The following is a 19,561-nucleotide window of genomic DNA, read 5'->3' on the forward strand; positions in this document are numbered from 1 at the left end:
GTAGATAAATGGCAGTTTTTTACTTCGTAAGCTTGTAAAAATTAGCACCCAATTCTAAATAATTTAAAAGTGTTCTATTAGATATCACTTTGTTTGTGCTATTAATATTAGTCTTAGTTTTAAGTTTTTTAATATTTAATTCAGGCAATAGGACTGATTTATTTATGATTAGTTTATAATCATTATCTAATGCTTTTGATTTTAAGCCATACTTTTTCGGAATAGAGCTTTCAAAAATATATGCTTTAGAAACTTTACTAGATTTTTCTTTTCTGTCAGATAATGTATCCTTCACTAAAAATATTCCTTTGACAATCCCAACTAATAAATCTTTTGAGAACCGATTTGTATTGCCAATTTTTTTACAAAGATTTAAAGGAAAATTGACAAAATCATGCTCGTAGTTTTTAAATGATTTTAAATTGGCGTTACTGAACAAATGAAGTCTTAAATCTGAATAGTGAAAATATCGTTTTTCAAATAAATAACTATAAACCTCTTTAATAATATTGATGTGAAATACAAGTTCGGTATTAAGCACTTGAAGGATTACATTCTCCTTTAAAATTAAGTCACCCATGGAACTCTTTAAATAATTCAAATCGAAATACTCTTCAACTATTAATGAAGTTTGAACAGCTATTAGATGTTTGTTTTGTTTATTATTAGCCACATATTCATTAAAATAAAGAGCTTTTGAGGCTGATTCCAGATATTGAATGTTTTTAAATATAGGTTCAAGGAAAAAAGATTCTATACCTACCTTTGAAACATTATTTTCAATTGTGGTTGAGTAGGTGATGTTATTTAAATCTTGTTTTATGAAAGTATCAAACTTGTAGGTGTAATATTTATTTTTCAAAGAGATATTATCTTTTAATGCTTTTAAATAACAATTCTGATTTAAAATAAAATCTCGAATAATTTTATTCCTGTTTTTAAGTAGTAAAGTGTCAACAGTAGTGCTTATTTCCTTTTGTTCAGAATTTTTATAGTTATATAAACTATCATCTTCAACTGCTTTTATATCATTGAATTTTTTCAACCCTTTAATAATAGACTCTGAATCATAGTTAGCAGAAATTAACAGGTCGATAAAATAGGATTCTTGTTTAGTATAACGCTCTAAGATTATTTCAATTAGATGCTGTGGAGTGCCTTTATAATCTGGCTCATGGGAGTATTTAAAACTTCGAAACTCTTTTTCATTTTTACTAATATTTGAAAGTTGACTTAAAATTCTTGCAAAATATTTACGTTGTTTCTTCCTTTCATTTTTTATATCTGAATTAGAATTTAAATCTTCAGCATTTGTTTTATTTGGATTAAAACTATTTACAACATCAACCTCTAAATTTAGTTTTTTACGAAATCGTTTAGAGAATTGTTTAATTTCAGATGGATTATATTCATTCAACATTAGTGCCTTGCCTATATTTTTATTGTTAATATTGGCACCAGTACTAATAACATTTGTAGTGATTAGAAATTGAATACCTGAAGGCACAGTCATTTCTTCCACAATTTCCTTATAAGTTGATTCTTCTTTATGCTTTGATGTAAGTACTTTTGTATTTATGTGATGCATGTTTTTTAAAGCAAATGCTATTTTCTCACAAAGCGCAGTGTTTTTAACAAAAATTATGTTGAGTAAACTACTATCATAATTATCATCAAAAATAATTTTTTGGGCAAAAGCTAAGGCTATTTCAAAAGATGTAATATTTGAAAAGCAAATGGTTATTCTTGATTTATCACATTTTTTTTGAAGGACTTTTATAACCTTTAGGCTAAAGATTTTATTAAGCCCACTTTGAGGTGTTCCAGACATAAAAACCACTTTAGCATTAGTGCTATATAGGTTAGATATCACGGTATTGAAGTAGAACCGCTTTCTTTTTTCATCATTATAGTTAAATAACAGCGCATGAGCTTCATCAACAATGATATAATCGTTTTCAGTTAAGCAATCAGTAATATGATATAAACTATGATAGGTAGAAGAAATGATGGTATAAGAACTCTTAAGATTTTTATCGGTAGTATCACCATTTAAAATAAAATCTATACTATAACCTTGAGTTTTTAAATACGAATCCAATTGGTCTTGAATTATTAAAAAAGGTGTTAGAAAAACAATTCTACCTTTTAGCCCCTCTTTTTTTAGTTTTATTGCAAGGTCAGCAAATAATCTTGTTTTACCAGTTGCAGGGTTAGAATCTAAAAGAACTCTCTTGTGATTGTCAATAAAATCAATAATCTCATCAAAATGATGACTTAAGTATTCTTTTTTCTTTAGTTTAATTTTTAATACTTTCTTTTTCATTTTAAACTTTTGGCTTGTAAAGGTATTAATCAAAAAGGCATAGATAAAAAGATATGATTTGTAAATCTATAAAGTTATTAACTACTTAAACACTCTTTTTATATATCTGAGGAACATTAAATTAATAATCTAACTAAAAACAAAGCCATGAACGAAACCATATCAGAAATAGAATTAAAATACAAACCAAATAAATTAAAAAAAGAGCGTACTAAGATAAATAATAGCCAGTCTGCTTATAAAGTACTGCTAGACAATTGGAATACTGATACAATAGAGCTTTATGAGGAATTTAAAGTGTTGTTGCTAAACAGAGCTAATGAAGTGTTGGGTATTTATACAGTATCTAAAGGAGGACTTCATGCCACTATTGTTGATTTAAAGCTGTTATTTGCTGTTGTATTGAAATCTGCCTCAAGTTGTATCATTTTGGCTCATAATCATCCTAGTGGAGCTTTAAAACCAAGTGAAGCGGATAAGAGGTTATATCTGAAGATTAAAAAGATTGCTGATTATTTGGATGTGAATGTATTAGATAACTTGATTATATCCAAAGACAGATATCATAGTTTTGTCGACAATGGGGAGTAGCTGTTTTAAAGAGAAATAAAACTGTTAAGATCAAGTAAGATTTTTTTGATAAACAATGCCTCTTAAAAAACATCATATAAATTATAATTTTATCTTTGATAACCGATATAATCTTTTAATAAATGTTAAACTCAATTAAGATTGAAAAATTTCCAACAACAAGATATCAAGGAAGCAAACGCAAAATTTTACCGTGGCTTTATGATAATTTAAAGGATTTAGATTTTGAAACTGTTTTAGATGCTTGTGGAGGAACGGCATCAGTAAGTTATATGTTCAAAATAATGAATAAACATGTAACATACAATGATATATTGAAATTTAATTGGATTATAGGTAAGGCTTTGATTGAAAATCAAGGTATAAAAATAACTAACAATGATTTAGATTTTATTTTAAAATTTGATTCTTCTAGAAAGAAAGGCTTTATAGAAAAAACTTTTAAAGATTATTATTATACAGATAAAGAAAACAAGTGGTTAGATAATACTATTAATAATATAAATTTAATACAGGGCAAGAATGAATATGAAACTGACATCAAAAAGGCAATGTGCTTTTACGCACTTTATCAGGCAAGTTTAAGAAAACGTCCTTTTAATTTATTTCATAGGAAAAACTTGTATATAAGAACTAATGATGTCAAAAGAAATTTTGGAAATAAGACAACTTGGGAGAAAGATTTTACAAATGAGTTTAAGTTTTTTATTAATGAACTTAATGAAGCAATTTTTGATTCTGAAGTTGAGTGTACATCCCTAAATCAATCAATCTTTGATATTGAAAACAGTTATGACTTAGTTTATTTTGACGTTCCTTATATTACTAAAAATGGGAGTAATGAGACAAGCAACTATTTAAAATGTTATCATTTTTTAGAAGGGATTACTGATTATGAGAATTGGAATGATAAAATTGATTACAGCACAAAAAACCTTAGATTTAAGAAACCAGCTACAGATAATGAATTTAGTAAGAGTAACATATTTCAATCCATGGATACTTTATTTGAAAAATTCCAAGATAGTATTTTGGTTTTTTCATATAAAATAGGGGGGGTACCTTCAATAGATGAAATAGAGAGCCTTATGAAAAAATATAAAAAAAATGTTGAGATAAAGTCAAAACATTATGTATATGCTTTAAATAAGCAAAATGGCAATGCAGCTTATAATAGAGAGGTTATTATTATTGGTAAATAATGAATGAAAATCTTCATACACAGCTTTTATTTAATAAATATGGTAAAATTTCTATTGAAATTTTGATTAATGATGATGTTTATAGAGTTTCCAACCTCATTGATGAGAATGGTGTGTCAAGAACATTAGCTATAAGTAAATTTTATAGAAAAAATATACCTGAAAGCTTCTCCAAGTATGATTCAAATATCATGAACGGAAGGTTGATTGGAGAAGAATTAATTAAGAGTGGATTTCAATTTAAAAAAACAATATTAAGTAAAAGTGAAGTTGTTTTGTCTGAGAATTTAAAATTTAGGCTTAAAACTGAATCTACTAAATCTTACGGACAATATTCTGAAATATATATAGGATTTAAGAATAGAGAGTTTCTTTATGTACAATTATTTGAAATTCTTCACCCTGAATTGTCAGTTGAAAATATAAAAAGAAATCTGAAATACGATTTAGTTATAAAAGAGTTAATAGAAAAAATAAACTTAGAAACGATATAAATTATTAGTATGAATATTTTTAAAAAAGAATTTAAAATAGTGGCTTCATCCATAGTTCTTGGGTTGCTAATTTTGGCCACAAGTATAATGGTTATCCTATTTTATAAAGGAATGTTTGATAGCTCACCAAAGACAGAAATAATAATTGCAGGATTAATTACAGGTCTTTTTGTTGCTATTATCCAAATGATTATGCAATGGAGCTCTTTTAGGGCTGATGAAAAAATAAACTCATTAAAGATTATTGACGTTCTTGATAACAGAGATGATAGATTATTTTATCATGACTTTATTTTTAGAGCTAAAAACAAAATTGATATAATGGGGTCTACTGCAAAAAGATTTTTTGAACACTTTGCAGATGAAGAAGCAGATGCTCAAGATCAATCAAAAGTTCTTTTTAATAGATTAGAGAGAGGGGTGAAAGTTAGAATATTATTGCCCCAAAAAAAGTATATAGCTTTAAATAAAAGGAATGACGTTGATTCTGTAAATGATATTTTGGTAAGGTTGTCTGAAAAATATACAAATCTTGAGTTTAAGTATTTCTCACATGAGCCAATCCATAGTATATTTAGGATTGATGATAAAAGCATAATTGGTCCAACATTTAATAATGTAAGTAGTAAAAATACTCCAGGTATATATATAAAAAACAATAGCCCTTTGGCTAAAAAATATAATGAATATTTTCAGGAGGAATGGGATAAAGGGAGTTTAGAGAAGTAACGAATGAAAGAAATTTTTATTAAAATATTTCCTCGTTTGCACTTGACTTTAATTTCTATGACTCCAAACGGATATCGTATAAATGGAGGTTTGGGTTTTTCAGTTGAATCTCCAAATTTAGAATTAACAATAAAACCATCTAAAGATTTTCAAATAAATGATTATAGGAATATTCCATTTAATAACAAAGAATCTGAAAATGTAAAAAATGTTATAAACTCTATAATAGAGAATTATAAATTCAACTTAAACATTGCTATAAATATTAAGGGAAATTGTCCAACTCATTATGGATTTGGGACGGGTACGTCAATTAGATTAGCAGCTATTGAAGCATTATTTAAAATTAATGACTACGCATATGATAGACGATTACTTATCTCTTTATCTGGTAGAGGTAAAACTTCTGGAATAGGAATTAGAACTTATTTTGATGGAGGGTTTGTTATGGATTTAGGGCACGTAAAGAATAACGATGAGATATTACCGTCAAACTTAAGAGAAGGGATAAAGGGAAGTTCTTTATTACTTAAAAATGGGAAAACACCAAATTGGGAATTTGGAATATGTATTCCAAAATTTATAAATTTTAAAACCCAGAAGGAGGAGGAAGAGTTTTTTAAAAATACGATTCCAATAAAACCAGAATCTGTTTATGAAATATTATATCATTGTACCTATGGCATTGTTCCAAGTTTTTTAGAAAACAACATTAACGTTTTTAATGATGCCTGCTCTAATATTCAGAAAACAGAATGGAAGCAAAAAGAAAGATCTTTATATGGAGAGTTACTCAATAAATTAGAAAAGGATTTAGTGTCATTTGGGGCTGAAACAGTTGGTATGTCTAGTTTAGGCCCAACGTTATTTTTTATTTCAAGCGATTTAAAAAGTACCGTGAAATTAATTAAAAAGTTGTACGGTAATAGAATAGATGTTTTTGTTACAAAAGCCAACAATAAAGGAAGGGAGTTTAAATGTTTGAATTAATTTTTATAACATCTAATAATGAAAAACTTGCACATGCTAGGCATTTGTGTTCTAAATATCAGATTAAAATATCTAAGCAGAAAAACTACGGTGTTGGATATGAAGAACCTAGAATTTATGATAGAGAAAGCCTTTTAAAAAGTAGTATTGAAGATGCAATAAAAAGGTTTTCTAAAAATGTTTCTAACCCAGAGGAAAAGTTTTTCTTCATTGAAGATACATCCGTAAAGATTCATGCGTTAAGCTCTGAAAACAATGAAATTCCAGGGGTAGATATAAAATATTGGATGAATGAAAATAATTTTAATTCAATAAACGAGCTACTAAAGAGCAAAGGAGAAAATAGAAAAGTTACGGTAAGATCAGATGTAATTTTGGTTATTCCTAAAAGATTACAATTGCATTTAAAATTACCCAATCCTTATGTTAAATTTTATAGTACTTCTGAAGGATTTTTTACCGAACAAGAGTTTGAAATTGAAACACAGCCATTATATCCTTGGTTAAATAATAGGACATTTAACAAATGGTTTGTTCCTCAAGGTTTTGATAAACCGATTAGTTTGCTTGAAATTGATGATGCAGATTTGAATGATTTCAGAAAAGGAGCTTTTGACCAAATGTTAGACTTTCTTCACTCAAAAGGTTATATAAAGTTTAGACAATTATTAGTTGATTCAGAAAAAAAAGGAAAACAACTGGCTTTGTTTCAACCTTTACTTTTTATTATTTGTGGTCCAACTTGCTCAGGAAAGACAACTCTTGCTGAATATTTAATGGAAAAATATCAATATTATCATATCGAAGCCAGTGATTTTATGTACTTAAATTACTATGAGAGGCATGGTGTTGATTCAAACGTAAAGATAGGTGACTTTGCTAGAGAAGTTTTACTGAATAATCCAGGTATAGTTGTTAATAGAATTTTAAAGCATATTAAGCATATTGAAAATATTCCAATTGTCATAACGGGATTTAGAGATTTAAAAGAAATAGAAATTTTTGAAAACTCTTATTTAGGAGATTTAAGTATTTCTCAATTATATATAAATGCAGATATTGAAATTAGATTTGAAAGAGAAAAATTAAGAAATAGATTAGACGCGGTAACTAGTTTAGAAGCTTTTAAAAAGAAGAATTCTCAGCAAGAATTAATGGGGCTTAAGGAAATTGAAAATGAACTAATTAATTCTACTATTTGTAATGAAAGTTCTATTAAGAAATATTTTCAAATGTTCCAAAAACGATATCATAAACCTCTAATTAATTTCATTAAGCAAAAAAATGGATATTACAAAGCTTTATGGAGTGCAAGAAGTTTAGAAAATGCAATATTAGTAGCATTGTCATTGGAGAAACAGAAAAATACGTATTATACAACTACAGAAATAAGTCATTTAATTAATAAATTAGATCATCATAAAAATAACCCTAAGAGTAAGAATAATATAAGCAGATACTTTAATCAAGATTATCACCCTTATTTTGAAATTAAATTAATAAATAATAAAACAATGTATAGATTGTCTAATACTGGGTATTCTAGAGCTATTTTATTGAAAACTTAATATAAAGTTGTAAAAAGAGTGTAAAAAGGAATGTAAAACATCTATTTTCCACATAATTATTTGACTTTAAGCGTATTATAGTCCTTGGTTCGAGCCCAAGTGGGACCACTTTAATTATTTGTAAAGCCTTGAAAATCAATAGATTGTTCAGGGCTTTTTTTGTTAAGCTAAAACAGGTAATGTAGTAAACTGGCGCTTTTAGAAATAGTTAAATTTTAATCATTGAAAATGAATTAATTATAAACAAAGTAGACTCCTTAATGGGAGTCTTTTTGGTTCTTTGATACATTGAAAACTTGTTAGAAGGCATAAAATAAGAGATTAAAATCCTTACGTGTTGTAAATTGGCGCTTGGCTATATTTGTTATAATGAAATGTAAATATTGCCATCAGGCCAACACCATTAAAAAAGGAAAAAGAAATAATCTTCAACGCTATTATTGTAAAGACTGTAAAGGCTATTTTCAAAATAATTATTCATACAAAGCTTATAATTCTAAAACAAACGAATTAATTAAAAACTTACTAAAAGAAGGATGTGGTATTAGAAGTATTTCTCGAATTATTAATATTTCTACTAAAACAGTTCTTTCAAGGATGCTGAAGGTTAGTAACCAAATTAAAAGGCCTTATTTCCAAAGGTTAGGCTGTAAATTTGAAGTGTATGAGATTTGGAGTTTCATTGGTAATAAAGATAATGTCACTTGGATTACTTATGCCATAGAAAGAGAAACAAAAGGTGTTATTGATTTCTTTGTTGGTAGAAAAACGAAAGAGACTATTAGACCATTAATCAATAAAGTATTATTGCTAGAGCCAAATAGAGTTTACACAGACAGATTAAATATTTATCCAAGTTTAATCCCAAAAGTAATTCATAAACGGTTTCAATATTGTACAAATATTATAGAAAGAAACAATTTAACATTACGCACTCATATTAAAAGATTAAGCAGACGAACAATCTGTTTTTCAAAAAGCAAAGCTTATCTAGAAGCACATTTGAGAATATACTTTTTGGGATAGCTGTTAGTGTTTAGTAAACTGCTTTTTTTGTCTAATATATAGTTAGAAAAAGACTTTTTTTTGTTGATGAAAACCTTCAATTACACATTATTTAAACCCTTTATATTTAATGTTTTATACGTAGAACTACGTATTGTTTGGTATTAGAATGATAGTTATATTTACTTTTCTATTCTAAGAACCCAATCTCTACCATTAAGAAGTTAAAGACTTTTGTATGACAAATATTTGTTTAATCCTTTAAAAGTTTTATCATGGTACAAGATTTTTTAGAAGGCTTTAAAATAAAGCCCAGTGACATTCAAATAATAAAGAGGGCAGAAACAGGATGTCCAACTCCTCCAGTAACTACAAAAGTATCTGCTGAAAGTCGCTCAAATTATTCAACACTTTCTGCCAATGCAGCTTCTGGATATGGAATGACAGGTTTAATGGCAATGAACACTTGGCAAACGGCATGTTATGGAGAGGTTAGACCTGGATATATATTCCTATTCCCTGGTATTAGAAGTTCTAGCCCATCTGCTTATAATGGTACGGTAAATCTTAATTGTGCTCAGCACCAAGCATTGTCTTTTGATTCTCCTGGAACCTTGCATCAACAAATGTGTGATATTCTTGGCAGACCTGCCTCAGATTTCATTGGGTTCTCTTGTATGTATCCCTATAATGGAGCAAACAAAATGGGATATCATAGTTGGACATGCAATCCCCATTGGTTTAATGGAAGTAATGAAGTACCAGTAAATTGTAATGGAGTAAACTGGCAACAAATAATATTTAATACGATGTCAACTTGGATTGGATAACTTCTAAATTATAAAAATGTAATGAATACGATTAATACTCTATTTAACTTAACTCCCTTAAGTTTTAATTATTGCTACATGAGTTCATTGTAACTCAAAATAATAATTATTAATTAAAAAACATTATTATGGCAACTAATCCAGTATCAATTCCAGTCAATGGAGACTCTACAGGTCTTATTATCTGTAATGCTCATGCAGCATATTTTCAAAGAGTAACACTTAAATGGTCAATATTAAGTAGTCCAACAACAGTTGTTTTTTCAGGTTCAGGTGAAGGAATTCCAATGAAAACTCAGGATGGAGCTACTTCATATGATTTGCCTGCAACTCGACAAGGGTATTCAATAAGCGCATTGTTTGAATACTCTCCTGCAGGTTCTAACGGACCATTTTATCAAGCATCAGTTAAAGACCCAATAATCTCCACTGGTGGTGGTTCAACTATTATTACTGTCACATCTGAAGATTCAAATGATCAAGATAATAATGATAGCTATTTGATAATTACCTATAAAGGTCTCTAAAATTATTGTGATGGATATTGTTCAGGGTAATGTAGTAAATAAGTTCATGGATTAAAACATAATTAAAAACTAATATTTAGAGTAAAATTATGTAACAGTTAACATCTAGTTAGTTGCTATTTTTTTGTTTGTATGGAGTTGGGGGAAAGGGACTTTTTCATTTACTGGAAGTCTATTACAATGTAGTTTTAATAACGGATAATCTTGATGATGCTCAAAACTTTATACATCCATACTACTCCGTACAACTATTCTTTGAATAATAAATCATTGTAAAAATTCCATATTACTCTATAGTACCCCACATGATTATACTATATAGTAGAACAAGTGGTCCCACTTTTAAACATTAGCCTTTCAATTTCTTGAAAGGCTTTTTTTGTTTGAAGAAGTTTATTTTAGCAACTTCATTATTAATAATGGAAAAAAATTGCAGAAAACACATACAAATATTTATTTTTGTGAAATAAAGGGATAAAAAAAGAGAGTTTAAGTGTTATAAATTCTTTTAAATTAATAATTAATTAGTCAGTGTCAATTGCAGTACAAAACAGTGTTTCATCGATGTTTTTGTCACTTCATGGATGTTTTATAGTATAAATATTTTGATAACTGGCTTTTTTTCATACTTTTACATGAAAATGATTCAAAAAACAATATGAAATTAACCCAAATCTTATTTGTTTTTACCAACGTTGTATATGCCTATCAAGGACCTATACCACCACCTCCGTCAGATCCATCCCCTCCACCTGGTTTACCTATAGATAATGGTGTGTTCTTTGTTTTTATTTTGGCTTTATTGTTTGGGATAATAAAGCACTTTAATCTTATTAAATCAGCAAAATCTAAGAATTAACAGCTCACTTGCTGTAGCTTACTTACATATTTTCCTATTACATCAAATTCTAAGTTAACCTTAGAGCCTTCTTTTAAACTATTAAAATTTGTATGTTTAAAAGTGTATGGTATTATTGCAACACTAAAAGTATCTTTTCCTGAATTTACCACAGTAAGACTTACACCATTTACGGTTATTGACCCTTTTTCAATGGTTAAATTTCCTAATGACGCGTCGTATTTAAAAGTAAATACCCAACTACCATCCTGTTCTATTACTTTAATACAGTGTGCGGTTTGGTCAACATGTCCTTGTACAATATGGCCATCTAGTCGATCGCCTAGTTTCATGGCTCTTTCTAAGTTAACTAAATCACCAACCTTAAGATTACCAATATTAGATTTTTTAAGAGTTTCTTTTATGGCTGTTACAGTGTATTGTTGATTATCAATATGCACTACAGTTAAACAAACACCATTGTGCGATACACTTTGATCAATTTTTAACTCAGGTGTTAAATCACTTTCAATCGTTATATTAAGGTTTTCTTTGTCTTTTATTAAGGTCTTAACTTTTCCTAAACTTTCAATAATACCAGTAAACATAAAACAGTTTTATTTGGTTAAATTTGTAAAATCAAAATTACAAACAAAACTCATGATATTATAATGAGAAAAGAGGAAAAGTTTTTAGTTGGTATATCAATTGGAGATCTAAATGGGATTGGAGGAGAAATAATACTCAAAACATTCGAGGACAATAGAATTCTTGATTTTTGTACACCTATTATTTATGCGTCAAACAAAGTGGTTGCTTTTTTAAAATCTCATTTTAAGAGCAATTTAAATTTTAATGGAATTCATAAGCCAGAACAAGCAATACATGGTAAATTAAATGTACTAAATGTTTGGAAAGAAAATGTTGCAATTAACTTTGGAAAAGAAGATGCTAAAATAGGAGAATATGCTATTAAGTCTTTTAAAGCCGCAACCAACGACTTAAAAAATAATAAAATAGACATCCTTGTTACTGCACCAATAAACAAACACAATATACAATCAGAATCTTTTAGCTTTCCTGGACATACCGATTATCTTTCACAGGAACTGGAAGGCGATGGACTTATGTTTATGATTACCGAAAATTTAAAAGTAGGGCTTTTAACCGATCATGTTCCAGTAAGCGAAGTGTCTTCTAAAATCAATAAAAAGCTAATTACATCAAAAATAGAAACGATAAACAACACACTTAAAAAAGACTTTGGCATAAGAAAACCAAAAATTGCAGTATTGGGCATCAATCCTCATACAGGCGATAATGGTGTTATAGGAAAAGAAGACGATGAGGTGTTAAGGCCAACATTATTAGAAATACGAAAAACAGGAAAATTAGTGTTTGGACCCTATTCGGCAGATAGTTTTTTTGGGTCTAATAACTATAAAAATTTCGATGCTATTGTTGCAGCATATCATGACCAAGGCTTAATTCCTTTTAAAACATTGTCCTTTGGACAAGGCGTAAATTTCACTGCAGGACTCAGCGGAGTTAGAACTTCCCCTGACCACGGAACAGCATACGAAATAGCAGGTAAAGGACAAGCAGACAATAGTTCTTTTAAAGAAGCACTTTTTACGGGAATTCAAATTTTTAAAAACCGCCAACAGTTTAAAAAAATGACGACCAATCCACTTAAAAAGCAAACACAAAAGATATAAACAAAAAAATGTTTATAACTACAAATAGGTAAATAAAATTTTATATATTTGCACGCTCGAAATAAATGTGAAGATGAAGATATTGAAAGAGTTTACAATTCAATTTGTTGGGTTAAAACAGGGAGAGCATAATTTTGAGTATAAAATTGATAACAAGTTCTTTAAACATTTTGAGTACGACGAATTTAATGATGCGGATCTCGATATTGTTGTAGTTTTAAATAAAAAAACAACATTATTAGAGCTGTATTTTAAAGCTACAGGAACAGTAAATATTAATTGCGATTTAACAAATGAGCCCTTTAATCAAGTTATAAATAGTGACTTTAATTTGGTGGTCAAGTTTGGAAATAAATACAACGACGAAAATGAGGAGATTTTAATTATACCTCATTCAGAGTACGAAATAAATATTTCGCAATACATATACGAATTAATTGTATTATCGGTTCCATTTAAAAGAATTCACCCTGGTGTACAAGATGGCACTATAAATTCTGAAATACTTGAAAAACTAGAAGAGTTAAGTCCAAAAAACTTAGAAGAAAAAACAAACAACGAAAGTATTGACCCTCGTTGGAATACTTTAAAAAAACTATTAACGGATAAATAATATAGAAAATGGCACATCCTAAAAGAAAAATCTCGAAAACAAGAAGAGATAAAAGAAGAACACATTACAAAGCAACAGCACCGCAAATTGCTACGTGTCCTACTACAGGAGAAGCACACTTATATCATAGAGCTCACTGGCATGAAGGAAAACTTTATTACAGAGGGCAAGTATTGGTAGATAATTCTCAAGAAGAAAATTTAGCATAAGCAATATATAAGCATCATATCTAAGCGCTCACTTGTGAGCGTTTTTTTTATGATAAATTTTTTTTGAAGTCAAAAACACCTATTTTGCATCATATTTGAGCAAAAAATGGTATTTTTCAACACTTTTTTGATGTTTTAACTCAATTTTGTGGATTTTTGTTCAAAAACTAAACTAAAACTATGAGTAAGATCACAGCAGCCATTACAGCTGTTGGCGCATATGTGCCAGAATATGTATTAACCAACCAAATATTGGAAACAATGGTTGATACAAATGACGAATGGATTACAACTAGAACAGGAATTAAGGAGCGAAGAATCCTTAAAGAAGAAGGTAAAGGAACCTCATTTTTAGCAATCAAGGCCGCACAAGACTTGATTAATAAAAGAGGAATAGATCCAAAAGATATAGAACTTGTTATAGTTGCTACTGCAACACCAGACATGAAAGCTGCATCAACAGCTGCATATACCGCCACAAAAATAAGTGCTACAAATGCTTTCTCATTTGATTTAGAGGCAGCATGCTCAAGCTTTTTATATGGAATGTCCGTAGCATCAAGCTTTATAGAATCTGGTAAATACAAAAAAGTACTGCTTATAGGAGCAGACAAAAACTCCTCATTCATAAACTATAAAGACAGAGCGACATGCATCATTTTTGGTGACGGTGCCGGAGCGGTATTATTTGAACCCAATAACGAAGGCTTAGGAGTTCAAGACGAATACTTAAGAAGCAACGGAGAAGGTAGAGAGTTTTTACAAGCAAAGTATGGAGGCTCTTCTTACCCAATAACTAAAGAGGCATTCGAAAACGGAGAACATTTTGTTTTTCAAGACGGAAAAACGGTATTTAAAAATGCAGTTTTTAATATGGCAGATGTAGCAGTTAAAATTTTAGAGCGAAACAATTTAACTAATGATGATGTGTCATGGTTAGCTGCACACCAAGCAAACAAACGAATTATTGATGCAACTGCCAATAGAATTGAATTGGACGCAAGCAAGGTTATGATGAATATTCATAAGTATGGCAATACTACCTCTGCAACACTTCCGTTATTATTACACGATTACGAATCACAACTCAAAAAAGGAGATAATATTATTTTTGCTGCTTTTGGAGGAGGGTTTACTTGGGGCTCTATTTATTTAAAATGGGCCTATAATTCTTAATAAACTAACTAAAATTAAATAGCTAAATTATGGATTTAAAAGAGATTCAAAACTTAATCAAATTTGTAGCCAAATCAGGTGCAAGTGAGGTTAAATTAGAGATGGATGATGTTAAAATCACCATCAAAACAGGATCAGATTCTGAAACCACAATAGTACAACAAGTTCCAGTTCAGGCACAAATGCCACAAGCTGTTGCACCTGCACCTGCAGCATCCGCACAAGTCCAAGATGCTGCACCAGCAGTAGTAGCTGATGAAAACTCAAAATATATTACAATAAAGTCACCAATAATAGGAACATTTTATAGAAAGCCGTCTCCAGATAAGCCATTATTTGTAGAAGTTGGACAAACTATTGCTGAAGGAGACGTACTTTGTATTATTGAGGCGATGAAGCTTTTTAACGAGATAGAATCTGAAGTTTCTGGTAAAATAGTAAAGATATTAGTTGACGATGCTTCGCCAGTAGAATTTGATCAACCATTATTTTTGGTTGATCCATCATAACAATTAAAAATTCCAAAACACAAGTCTCAAAATCCAATCTTTGGAATTTGGAGTTAGGAATTTGAAATTTTTAAAACAAAAGTTATGTTTAAAAAAATACTAGTAGCCAACAGAGGAGAAATAGCACTTCGTGTTATTAGAACCTGCAAAGAAATGGGCATTAAAACAGTTGCAGTGTATTCCACAGCCGATGCCGAAAGTCTTCATGTTAAATTTGCTGACGAAGCCGTTTGTATTGGTCCTGCACCAAGTAGTGAATCTTACTTAAAAATATCTAATATTATTGCAGCCGCAGAAATCACAAATGCCGATGCAATTCACCCAGGATATGGTTTTTTATCTGAAAACGCTAAGTTTTCAAAAATATGCGATGAGCACGATATTAAATTCATTGGAGCTTCGGCTGAAATGATTGATAGAATGGGAGACAAAGCCAATGCTAAAGCAACGATGAAAGCGGCAGGAGTACCATGTGTTCCAGGAAGTGAAGGTGTTATAGAAGATTTTGAAGAATGTGAAAAACTTGCTGAGGAGACAGGTTACCCAGTGATGCTTAAAGCATCTGCAGGTGGAGGAGGAAAAGGAATGCGCGCTGTTTGGAAACCCGAAGATTTAAAAGATGCATGGGATTCTGCAAGACAAGAATCTAAAGCTGCTTTTGGGAATGACGATATGTATATGGAAAAACTTATCGAGGAACCAAGACATATTGAAATACAAATAGTTGGAGATTCTCGTGGAGTAGCTTGCCATTTATCAGAAAGAGATTGTTCTATACAAAGACGCCATCAAAAGTTAACCGAAGAAGTTCCTTCTCCGTTTATGACAGATGAATTAAGAGAAAAAATGGGTAAAGCAGCTGTTAAAGCAGCCGAATATATTAAATATGAAGGCGCTGGAACAGTTGAGTTTTTGGTAGATAAGCATCGAAATTTTTATTTCATGGAGATGAATACGCGTATTCAGGTTGAGCACCCTATAACTGAACAAGTAATTGATTTTGATTTGATTCGTGAACAAATTCTAGTAGCTGCTGGTGTGCCAATTTCCGGAAAGCATTATACACCAAATTTACATTCAATTGAGTGTAGAATTAATGCCGAAGATCCGTTTAATGATTTTAGACCATCACCAGGTAAAATAACTACGCTACATGCTCCTGGAGGACATGGTGTACGTTTAGACACTCACGTTTATGCTGGATATTCAATTCCGCCCAATTACGATTCAATGATCGCCAAGCTTATTACAACAGCTCAAACACGCGAAGAAGCAATAAATAAAATGAAGCGCGCTCTAGATGAGTTTATCATTGAGGGTATTAAAACTACAATTCCATTCCACAGACAACTAATGGATCATCCAGATTATTTAGCAGGTAACTATACCACTAAGTTCATGGAGGATTTCAAAATGGATGAAAAGTATAAAGATTAAAAAGAGAAACCTGAATGAGAATTCAGGTTTTTTTATTTATAAATATTTAATCAACCAAAAGCATTATTTTTACTAAATGAAATTATCCTATTGGGAAATAAAATCGTGGTTAGTAGATGTTGATTACACTATCGTTGGAAGCGGCATAGTCGGACTTAGTTGTGCGCTACATTTAAAAGAACACTTCCCTAAAGCTAAAATTTTAATACTCGAAAAAGGCATTTTACCGCAAGGGGCTAGTACTAAAAATGCAGGCTTTGCATGCTTTGGTAGCTTAAGTGAAATTATAGATGATTTAAAATCACACTCAAAGGAAGAAGTATTAGAGCTTGTAAAGAAGCGAGTTGATGGCTTACAACTACTTAGAAAAACATTAGGAGATAAAGATATTAGGTATCAAGCCTTAGGAGGGTATGAATTATTCTCAAAACAAGACAATTTATTTGAAGAATGTTTGGCTAAAAAAGAAGAGATAAATAAACTACTTAAACCTATGTTTAATGCTAATGTTTTTAGTATTAACGATAATGTATATCAATTCAAAAATATTAAACCAAACTATATTTACAATCAATTTGAAGGACAGATAGATACTGGAAAAATGATGGAGGCTTTGCTAAAAAAGGTATTGTCAAAAGGAATAAAAATACTAAACAATACAGTTGTTAAGTCTTTTTCAGAAGGTCAAAATTTAGTTAAAATTGACACTAATAATTTTGAGCTTTCAACCTCTAAACTATTAATAGCAACTAATGGATTTTCTTCACATTTAAGTATAGAAGAAGTAAAACCAGCAAGAGCGCAAGTTTTGATTACTAATCCTATAAAAGAATTACCAATAAAAGGCACGTTTCATTTAGATAGAGGGTATTATTATTTTAGAAATATTGATAATAGAATATTGCTTGGTGGTGGTCGAAACCTAGATTTTAAAACTGAAGAAACCTCAAAATTTGGACAAACAGAAGTCGTTCAAAACAAATTAAAAGAACTTTTAAGAACTACAATTTTGCCAGAAACACCTTTTAAAATAGAACATCGATGGAGTGGCATTATGGGAGTAGGAAGTCAAAAAAAAGCCATTGTAAAGCAAGTATCTAATAATGTATTTTGTGGAGTTAGATTAGGTGGAATGGGAGTAGCTATAGGGAGTTTGGTAGGAAAAGAATTGGGAGACTTGATTTGTGAATAAGCAAAAGTTACATCAAAAAAGATTTCTAACTTCATTGAATAAATGAGTATGACAGTAAAAGAAAATCTATTTAATCAATGTTGTGAATTTGTAGAATATCGTTTACAAACAATACAACACACAATTTTAGATATTCAAACAGCTTTACAAACTGAAACCAAAAGTAGTGTAGGTGATAAGCACGAAACTGGTCGCGCAATGTTACAATTAGAACGCGAAAAGACAGGAAATCAATTAGCAGAAATTACTAAAATAAAAGAAGCGCTTTCTAAGATTGACCCCAAAAAAACTACTAAAACAATAGCTTTGGGTAGTGTAGTTTATACGACAAAGGCTAATTATTTTATTGCTATTAGTGCTGGCGAAATAAATGCAAAAGGCAAAAAGTTCTACGCCATTTCTCCAAACACACCAATTGGCAAATTATTAATTAGGAAAGGTAAAAATGACACCATTGTTTTCAATCAAAATACCATAAAAATTCTAAAAATAGAATAGTTAGTTTTTGGATATTTTTAGGCAAACTTCTTGGTTGTTTTTTAAACTTGAACTAGTTTCAAAAAACACAGTTTCGTTATTTAGTATTGCTTCAACTAAATAATAGTTACCATAGTAATAACTTTTTTTTACTGTAGCTTTTAAATTAGAGCATTCTACTAATTGTATTTGGTGAGCGTACAAAATACCGTAAGGCTCTATAACGTTAAACTCACCAAAAAAAGAAGCTATTATTGGTGACTTTGGATTGTTATACAATGTCTTTGGCTTTTCACAAGCAATGATTTTACCTTTACTTAATACTATCATTTTGTCAGAAAAAGAAAGGACATCATTCTTATCATGAGTAGCGACAATACATGTAATGCTATGCGCTTTTAAATAGTTAAAAAGATTTCGCCTTAATGATTGCTTTTTAAAATTGTCAATATGGCTAAAGGGCTCATCTAATAAAATAATTTCAGGCTGTAATGCAATAGCTCTTGCAAGAGCTACACGTTGCTTTTGCCCTCCACTTAAATATTGCACTTTTGTTTTTGCAAATTCAGTTAGTTCAACTACTTCAATTAGCTCCTTAATGCGTTTTTGCTTTTCTTCGGGGTAGAAATTTGACAAGTATTTGCCAATATTTTCTTCAACTGTAATATAAGGCATTAAGTCAAACTCTTGCGCGACGTATTTCATAAAAGGATAGCCAATGACTAAATTATGGCTTGGACCTAAAATAGAATTGTTCTTCCATTGAATTGAGCCTTCATCTAAATCGTATTCTCCATAAATGAGTTTTAACAAAGTGCTTTTACCCGAGCCACTTTCTCCTATAATTGATAGGTTTTCACCAGAAGATATCGAAAAGCTTATATTTTTTAAAACCTTAGTTTTTTGATAACTAAAAAAGATATTTTTAACCTGAAGCATATAGATGTTTAACAGCAAAAATAATATAAATAAAGCCATCTAAACTAGATGGCTTTATTTATTAAATGTGTCCCGTCCTGAAATAAGTTGACACAAAAACGACTTATTATGAAAGACAAAGAGCAATCAAGAGTTAAGCGTACTCAGCGCGATTATAATTTGGGCTTTAAATTAGCAGTAGTATCGCAAGT

Annotated in this window: 21 protein-coding genes; 18 read left to right on the top strand and 3 right to left on the bottom strand. The window is 30.0% G+C overall.

The genetic code is table 11. From position 1 onward, the window contains the following. Nucleotides 1–19: 19 nt before the first annotated feature. The gene (locus E5167_RS11035) at nt 20–2,326 is read right to left on the bottom strand and encodes a DEAD/DEAH box helicase family protein (RefSeq protein WP_136844022.1); all 2,307 of its coding nucleotides are present in this window, start codon (nt 2,324–2,326) and stop codon (nt 20–22) included. A gap of 147 nt (nt 2,327–2,473) precedes the next feature. Between E5167_RS11035 and E5167_RS11040 the strand changes: the two genes are divergently transcribed. The 10 genes from E5167_RS11040 (at nt 2,474) to E5167_RS11085 (ending at nt 11,121) form a co-directional block, all read left to right on the top strand. Further along, the gene (locus tag E5167_RS11040; RefSeq protein WP_136844024.1) at nt 2,474–2,917 is read left to right on the top strand and encodes a JAB domain-containing protein; all 444 of its coding nucleotides are present in this window, start codon (nt 2,474–2,476) and stop codon (nt 2,915–2,917) included. A 122-nt stretch (nt 2,918–3,039) separates the two neighbouring features. Further along, nucleotides 3,040–4,119, top strand: coding sequence for a DNA adenine methylase (locus E5167_RS11045; protein WP_136844026.1), 1,080 nt, complete (start codon nt 3,040–3,042; stop codon nt 4,117–4,119). Next, entirely contained in the window at nt 4,119–4,613 is a 495-nt protein-coding gene (locus E5167_RS11050; protein WP_136844028.1) for a hypothetical protein, read from the top strand. The genes E5167_RS11045 and E5167_RS11050 overlap by 1 nt, the downstream gene beginning before the upstream one ends. Nucleotides 4,614–4,622: 9 nt before the next feature. Then, nucleotides 4,623–5,342 (top strand): hypothetical protein, encoded by a 720-nt coding sequence (locus tag E5167_RS11055; protein ID WP_136844030.1) that lies wholly within the window; start codon nt 4,623–4,625, stop codon nt 5,340–5,342. 3 nt (nt 5,343–5,345) lie between these two features. Next, the gene (locus tag E5167_RS11060) at nt 5,346–6,332 is read left to right on the top strand and encodes a beta-ribofuranosylaminobenzene 5'-phosphate synthase family protein (protein WP_136844031.1); all 987 of its coding nucleotides are present in this window, start codon (nt 5,346–5,348) and stop codon (nt 6,330–6,332) included. Continuing rightward, entirely contained in the window at nt 6,320–7,900 is a 1,581-nt protein-coding gene (locus E5167_RS11065) for a non-canonical purine NTP pyrophosphatase (protein ID WP_136844033.1), read from the top strand. Before E5167_RS11060 ends, E5167_RS11065 begins: the two co-directional genes overlap by 13 nt. A gap of 369 nt (nt 7,901–8,269) precedes the next feature. Next, nucleotides 8,270–8,926, top strand: coding sequence for an IS1 family transposase (locus tag E5167_RS11070; RefSeq protein ID WP_136844035.1), 657 nt, complete (start codon nt 8,270–8,272; stop codon nt 8,924–8,926). A 254-nt stretch (nt 8,927–9,180) separates the two neighbouring features. After that, complete coding sequence (locus tag E5167_RS11075) at nt 9,181–9,735, top strand: hypothetical protein (protein WP_136844037.1); 555 nt, start codon at nt 9,181–9,183, stop codon at nt 9,733–9,735. Between the two features lie 128 nt (nt 9,736–9,863). Next, on the top strand, nt 9,864–10,262 hold the full coding sequence (locus E5167_RS11080) for a hypothetical protein (RefSeq protein ID WP_136844039.1): 399 nt from the start codon (nt 9,864–9,866) through the stop codon (nt 10,260–10,262). Between the two features lie 658 nt (nt 10,263–10,920). Continuing rightward, on the top strand, nt 10,921–11,121 hold the full coding sequence (locus E5167_RS11085; protein ID WP_136844041.1) for a hypothetical protein: 201 nt from the start codon (nt 10,921–10,923) through the stop codon (nt 11,119–11,121). Here the strand turns inward: E5167_RS11085 and E5167_RS11090 are convergent. Beyond that, on the bottom strand, nt 11,118–11,708 hold the full coding sequence (locus E5167_RS11090) for a riboflavin synthase (protein WP_136844043.1): 591 nt from the start codon (nt 11,706–11,708) through the stop codon (nt 11,118–11,120). The genes E5167_RS11085 and E5167_RS11090 overlap by 4 nt on opposite strands. A 63-nt stretch (nt 11,709–11,771) precedes the next feature. On the opposite strand from E5167_RS11090, the gene pdxA reads away from it, so the two are divergent. The 8 genes from pdxA to E5167_RS11130 all read left to right on the top strand — a co-directional run bounded on the left by pdxA (nt 11,772) and on the right by E5167_RS11130 (nt 18,452). Then, nucleotides 11,772–12,818: a 4-hydroxythreonine-4-phosphate dehydrogenase PdxA gene (gene pdxA, locus E5167_RS11095; RefSeq protein WP_136844045.1), complete on the top strand. Its 1,047-nt coding sequence runs from the start codon at nt 11,772–11,774 to the stop codon at nt 12,816–12,818. A 73-nt stretch (nt 12,819–12,891) separates the two neighbouring features. Then, on the top strand, nt 12,892–13,431 hold the full coding sequence (locus E5167_RS11100) for a YceD family protein (protein WP_136844047.1): 540 nt from the start codon (nt 12,892–12,894) through the stop codon (nt 13,429–13,431). An 8-nt stretch (nt 13,432–13,439) separates the two neighbouring features. Next, nucleotides 13,440–13,640, top strand: coding sequence for a 50S ribosomal protein L32 (rpmF, locus tag E5167_RS11105; protein ID WP_136844049.1), 201 nt, complete (start codon nt 13,440–13,442; stop codon nt 13,638–13,640). A gap of 180 nt (nt 13,641–13,820) precedes the next feature. Further along, nucleotides 13,821–14,816 (top strand): beta-ketoacyl-ACP synthase III, encoded by a 996-nt coding sequence (locus E5167_RS11110; RefSeq protein ID WP_136844051.1) that lies wholly within the window; start codon nt 13,821–13,823, stop codon nt 14,814–14,816. A 29-nt stretch (nt 14,817–14,845) separates the two neighbouring features. Further along, the gene (gene accB, locus E5167_RS11115) at nt 14,846–15,325 is read left to right on the top strand and encodes an acetyl-CoA carboxylase biotin carboxyl carrier protein (RefSeq protein ID WP_136844053.1); all 480 of its coding nucleotides are present in this window, start codon (nt 14,846–14,848) and stop codon (nt 15,323–15,325) included. 84 nt (nt 15,326–15,409) lie between these two features. Next, a complete protein-coding gene (gene accC, locus E5167_RS11120; protein WP_136844056.1) occupies nt 15,410–16,762 on the top strand; it encodes an acetyl-CoA carboxylase biotin carboxylase subunit in 1,353 nt (450 codons plus the stop codon). A 76-nt stretch (nt 16,763–16,838) separates the two neighbouring features. Continuing rightward, nucleotides 16,839–17,954: an NAD(P)/FAD-dependent oxidoreductase gene (locus E5167_RS11125; RefSeq protein WP_136844058.1), complete on the top strand. Its 1,116-nt coding sequence runs from the start codon at nt 16,839–16,841 to the stop codon at nt 17,952–17,954. Nucleotides 17,955–18,002: 48 nt separating this feature from the next. Then, the gene (locus E5167_RS11130) at nt 18,003–18,452 is read left to right on the top strand and encodes a 3-oxoacyl-ACP synthase (protein WP_136844060.1); all 450 of its coding nucleotides are present in this window, start codon (nt 18,003–18,005) and stop codon (nt 18,450–18,452) included. Here E5167_RS11130 and E5167_RS11135 read toward each other — a convergent pair whose 3' ends face one another. After that, nucleotides 18,453–19,370, bottom strand: coding sequence for an ABC transporter ATP-binding protein (locus E5167_RS11135; protein ID WP_136844062.1), 918 nt, complete (start codon nt 19,368–19,370; stop codon nt 18,453–18,455). It abuts the gene before it with no gap. Between the last annotated feature and the right edge of the window lie 191 nt (nt 19,371–19,561).

The sequence above is a fragment of the Pontimicrobium aquaticum genome (assembly GCF_005047595.1).
GTDB lineage: Bacteria > Bacteroidota > Bacteroidia > Flavobacteriales > Flavobacteriaceae > Pontimicrobium > Pontimicrobium aquaticum.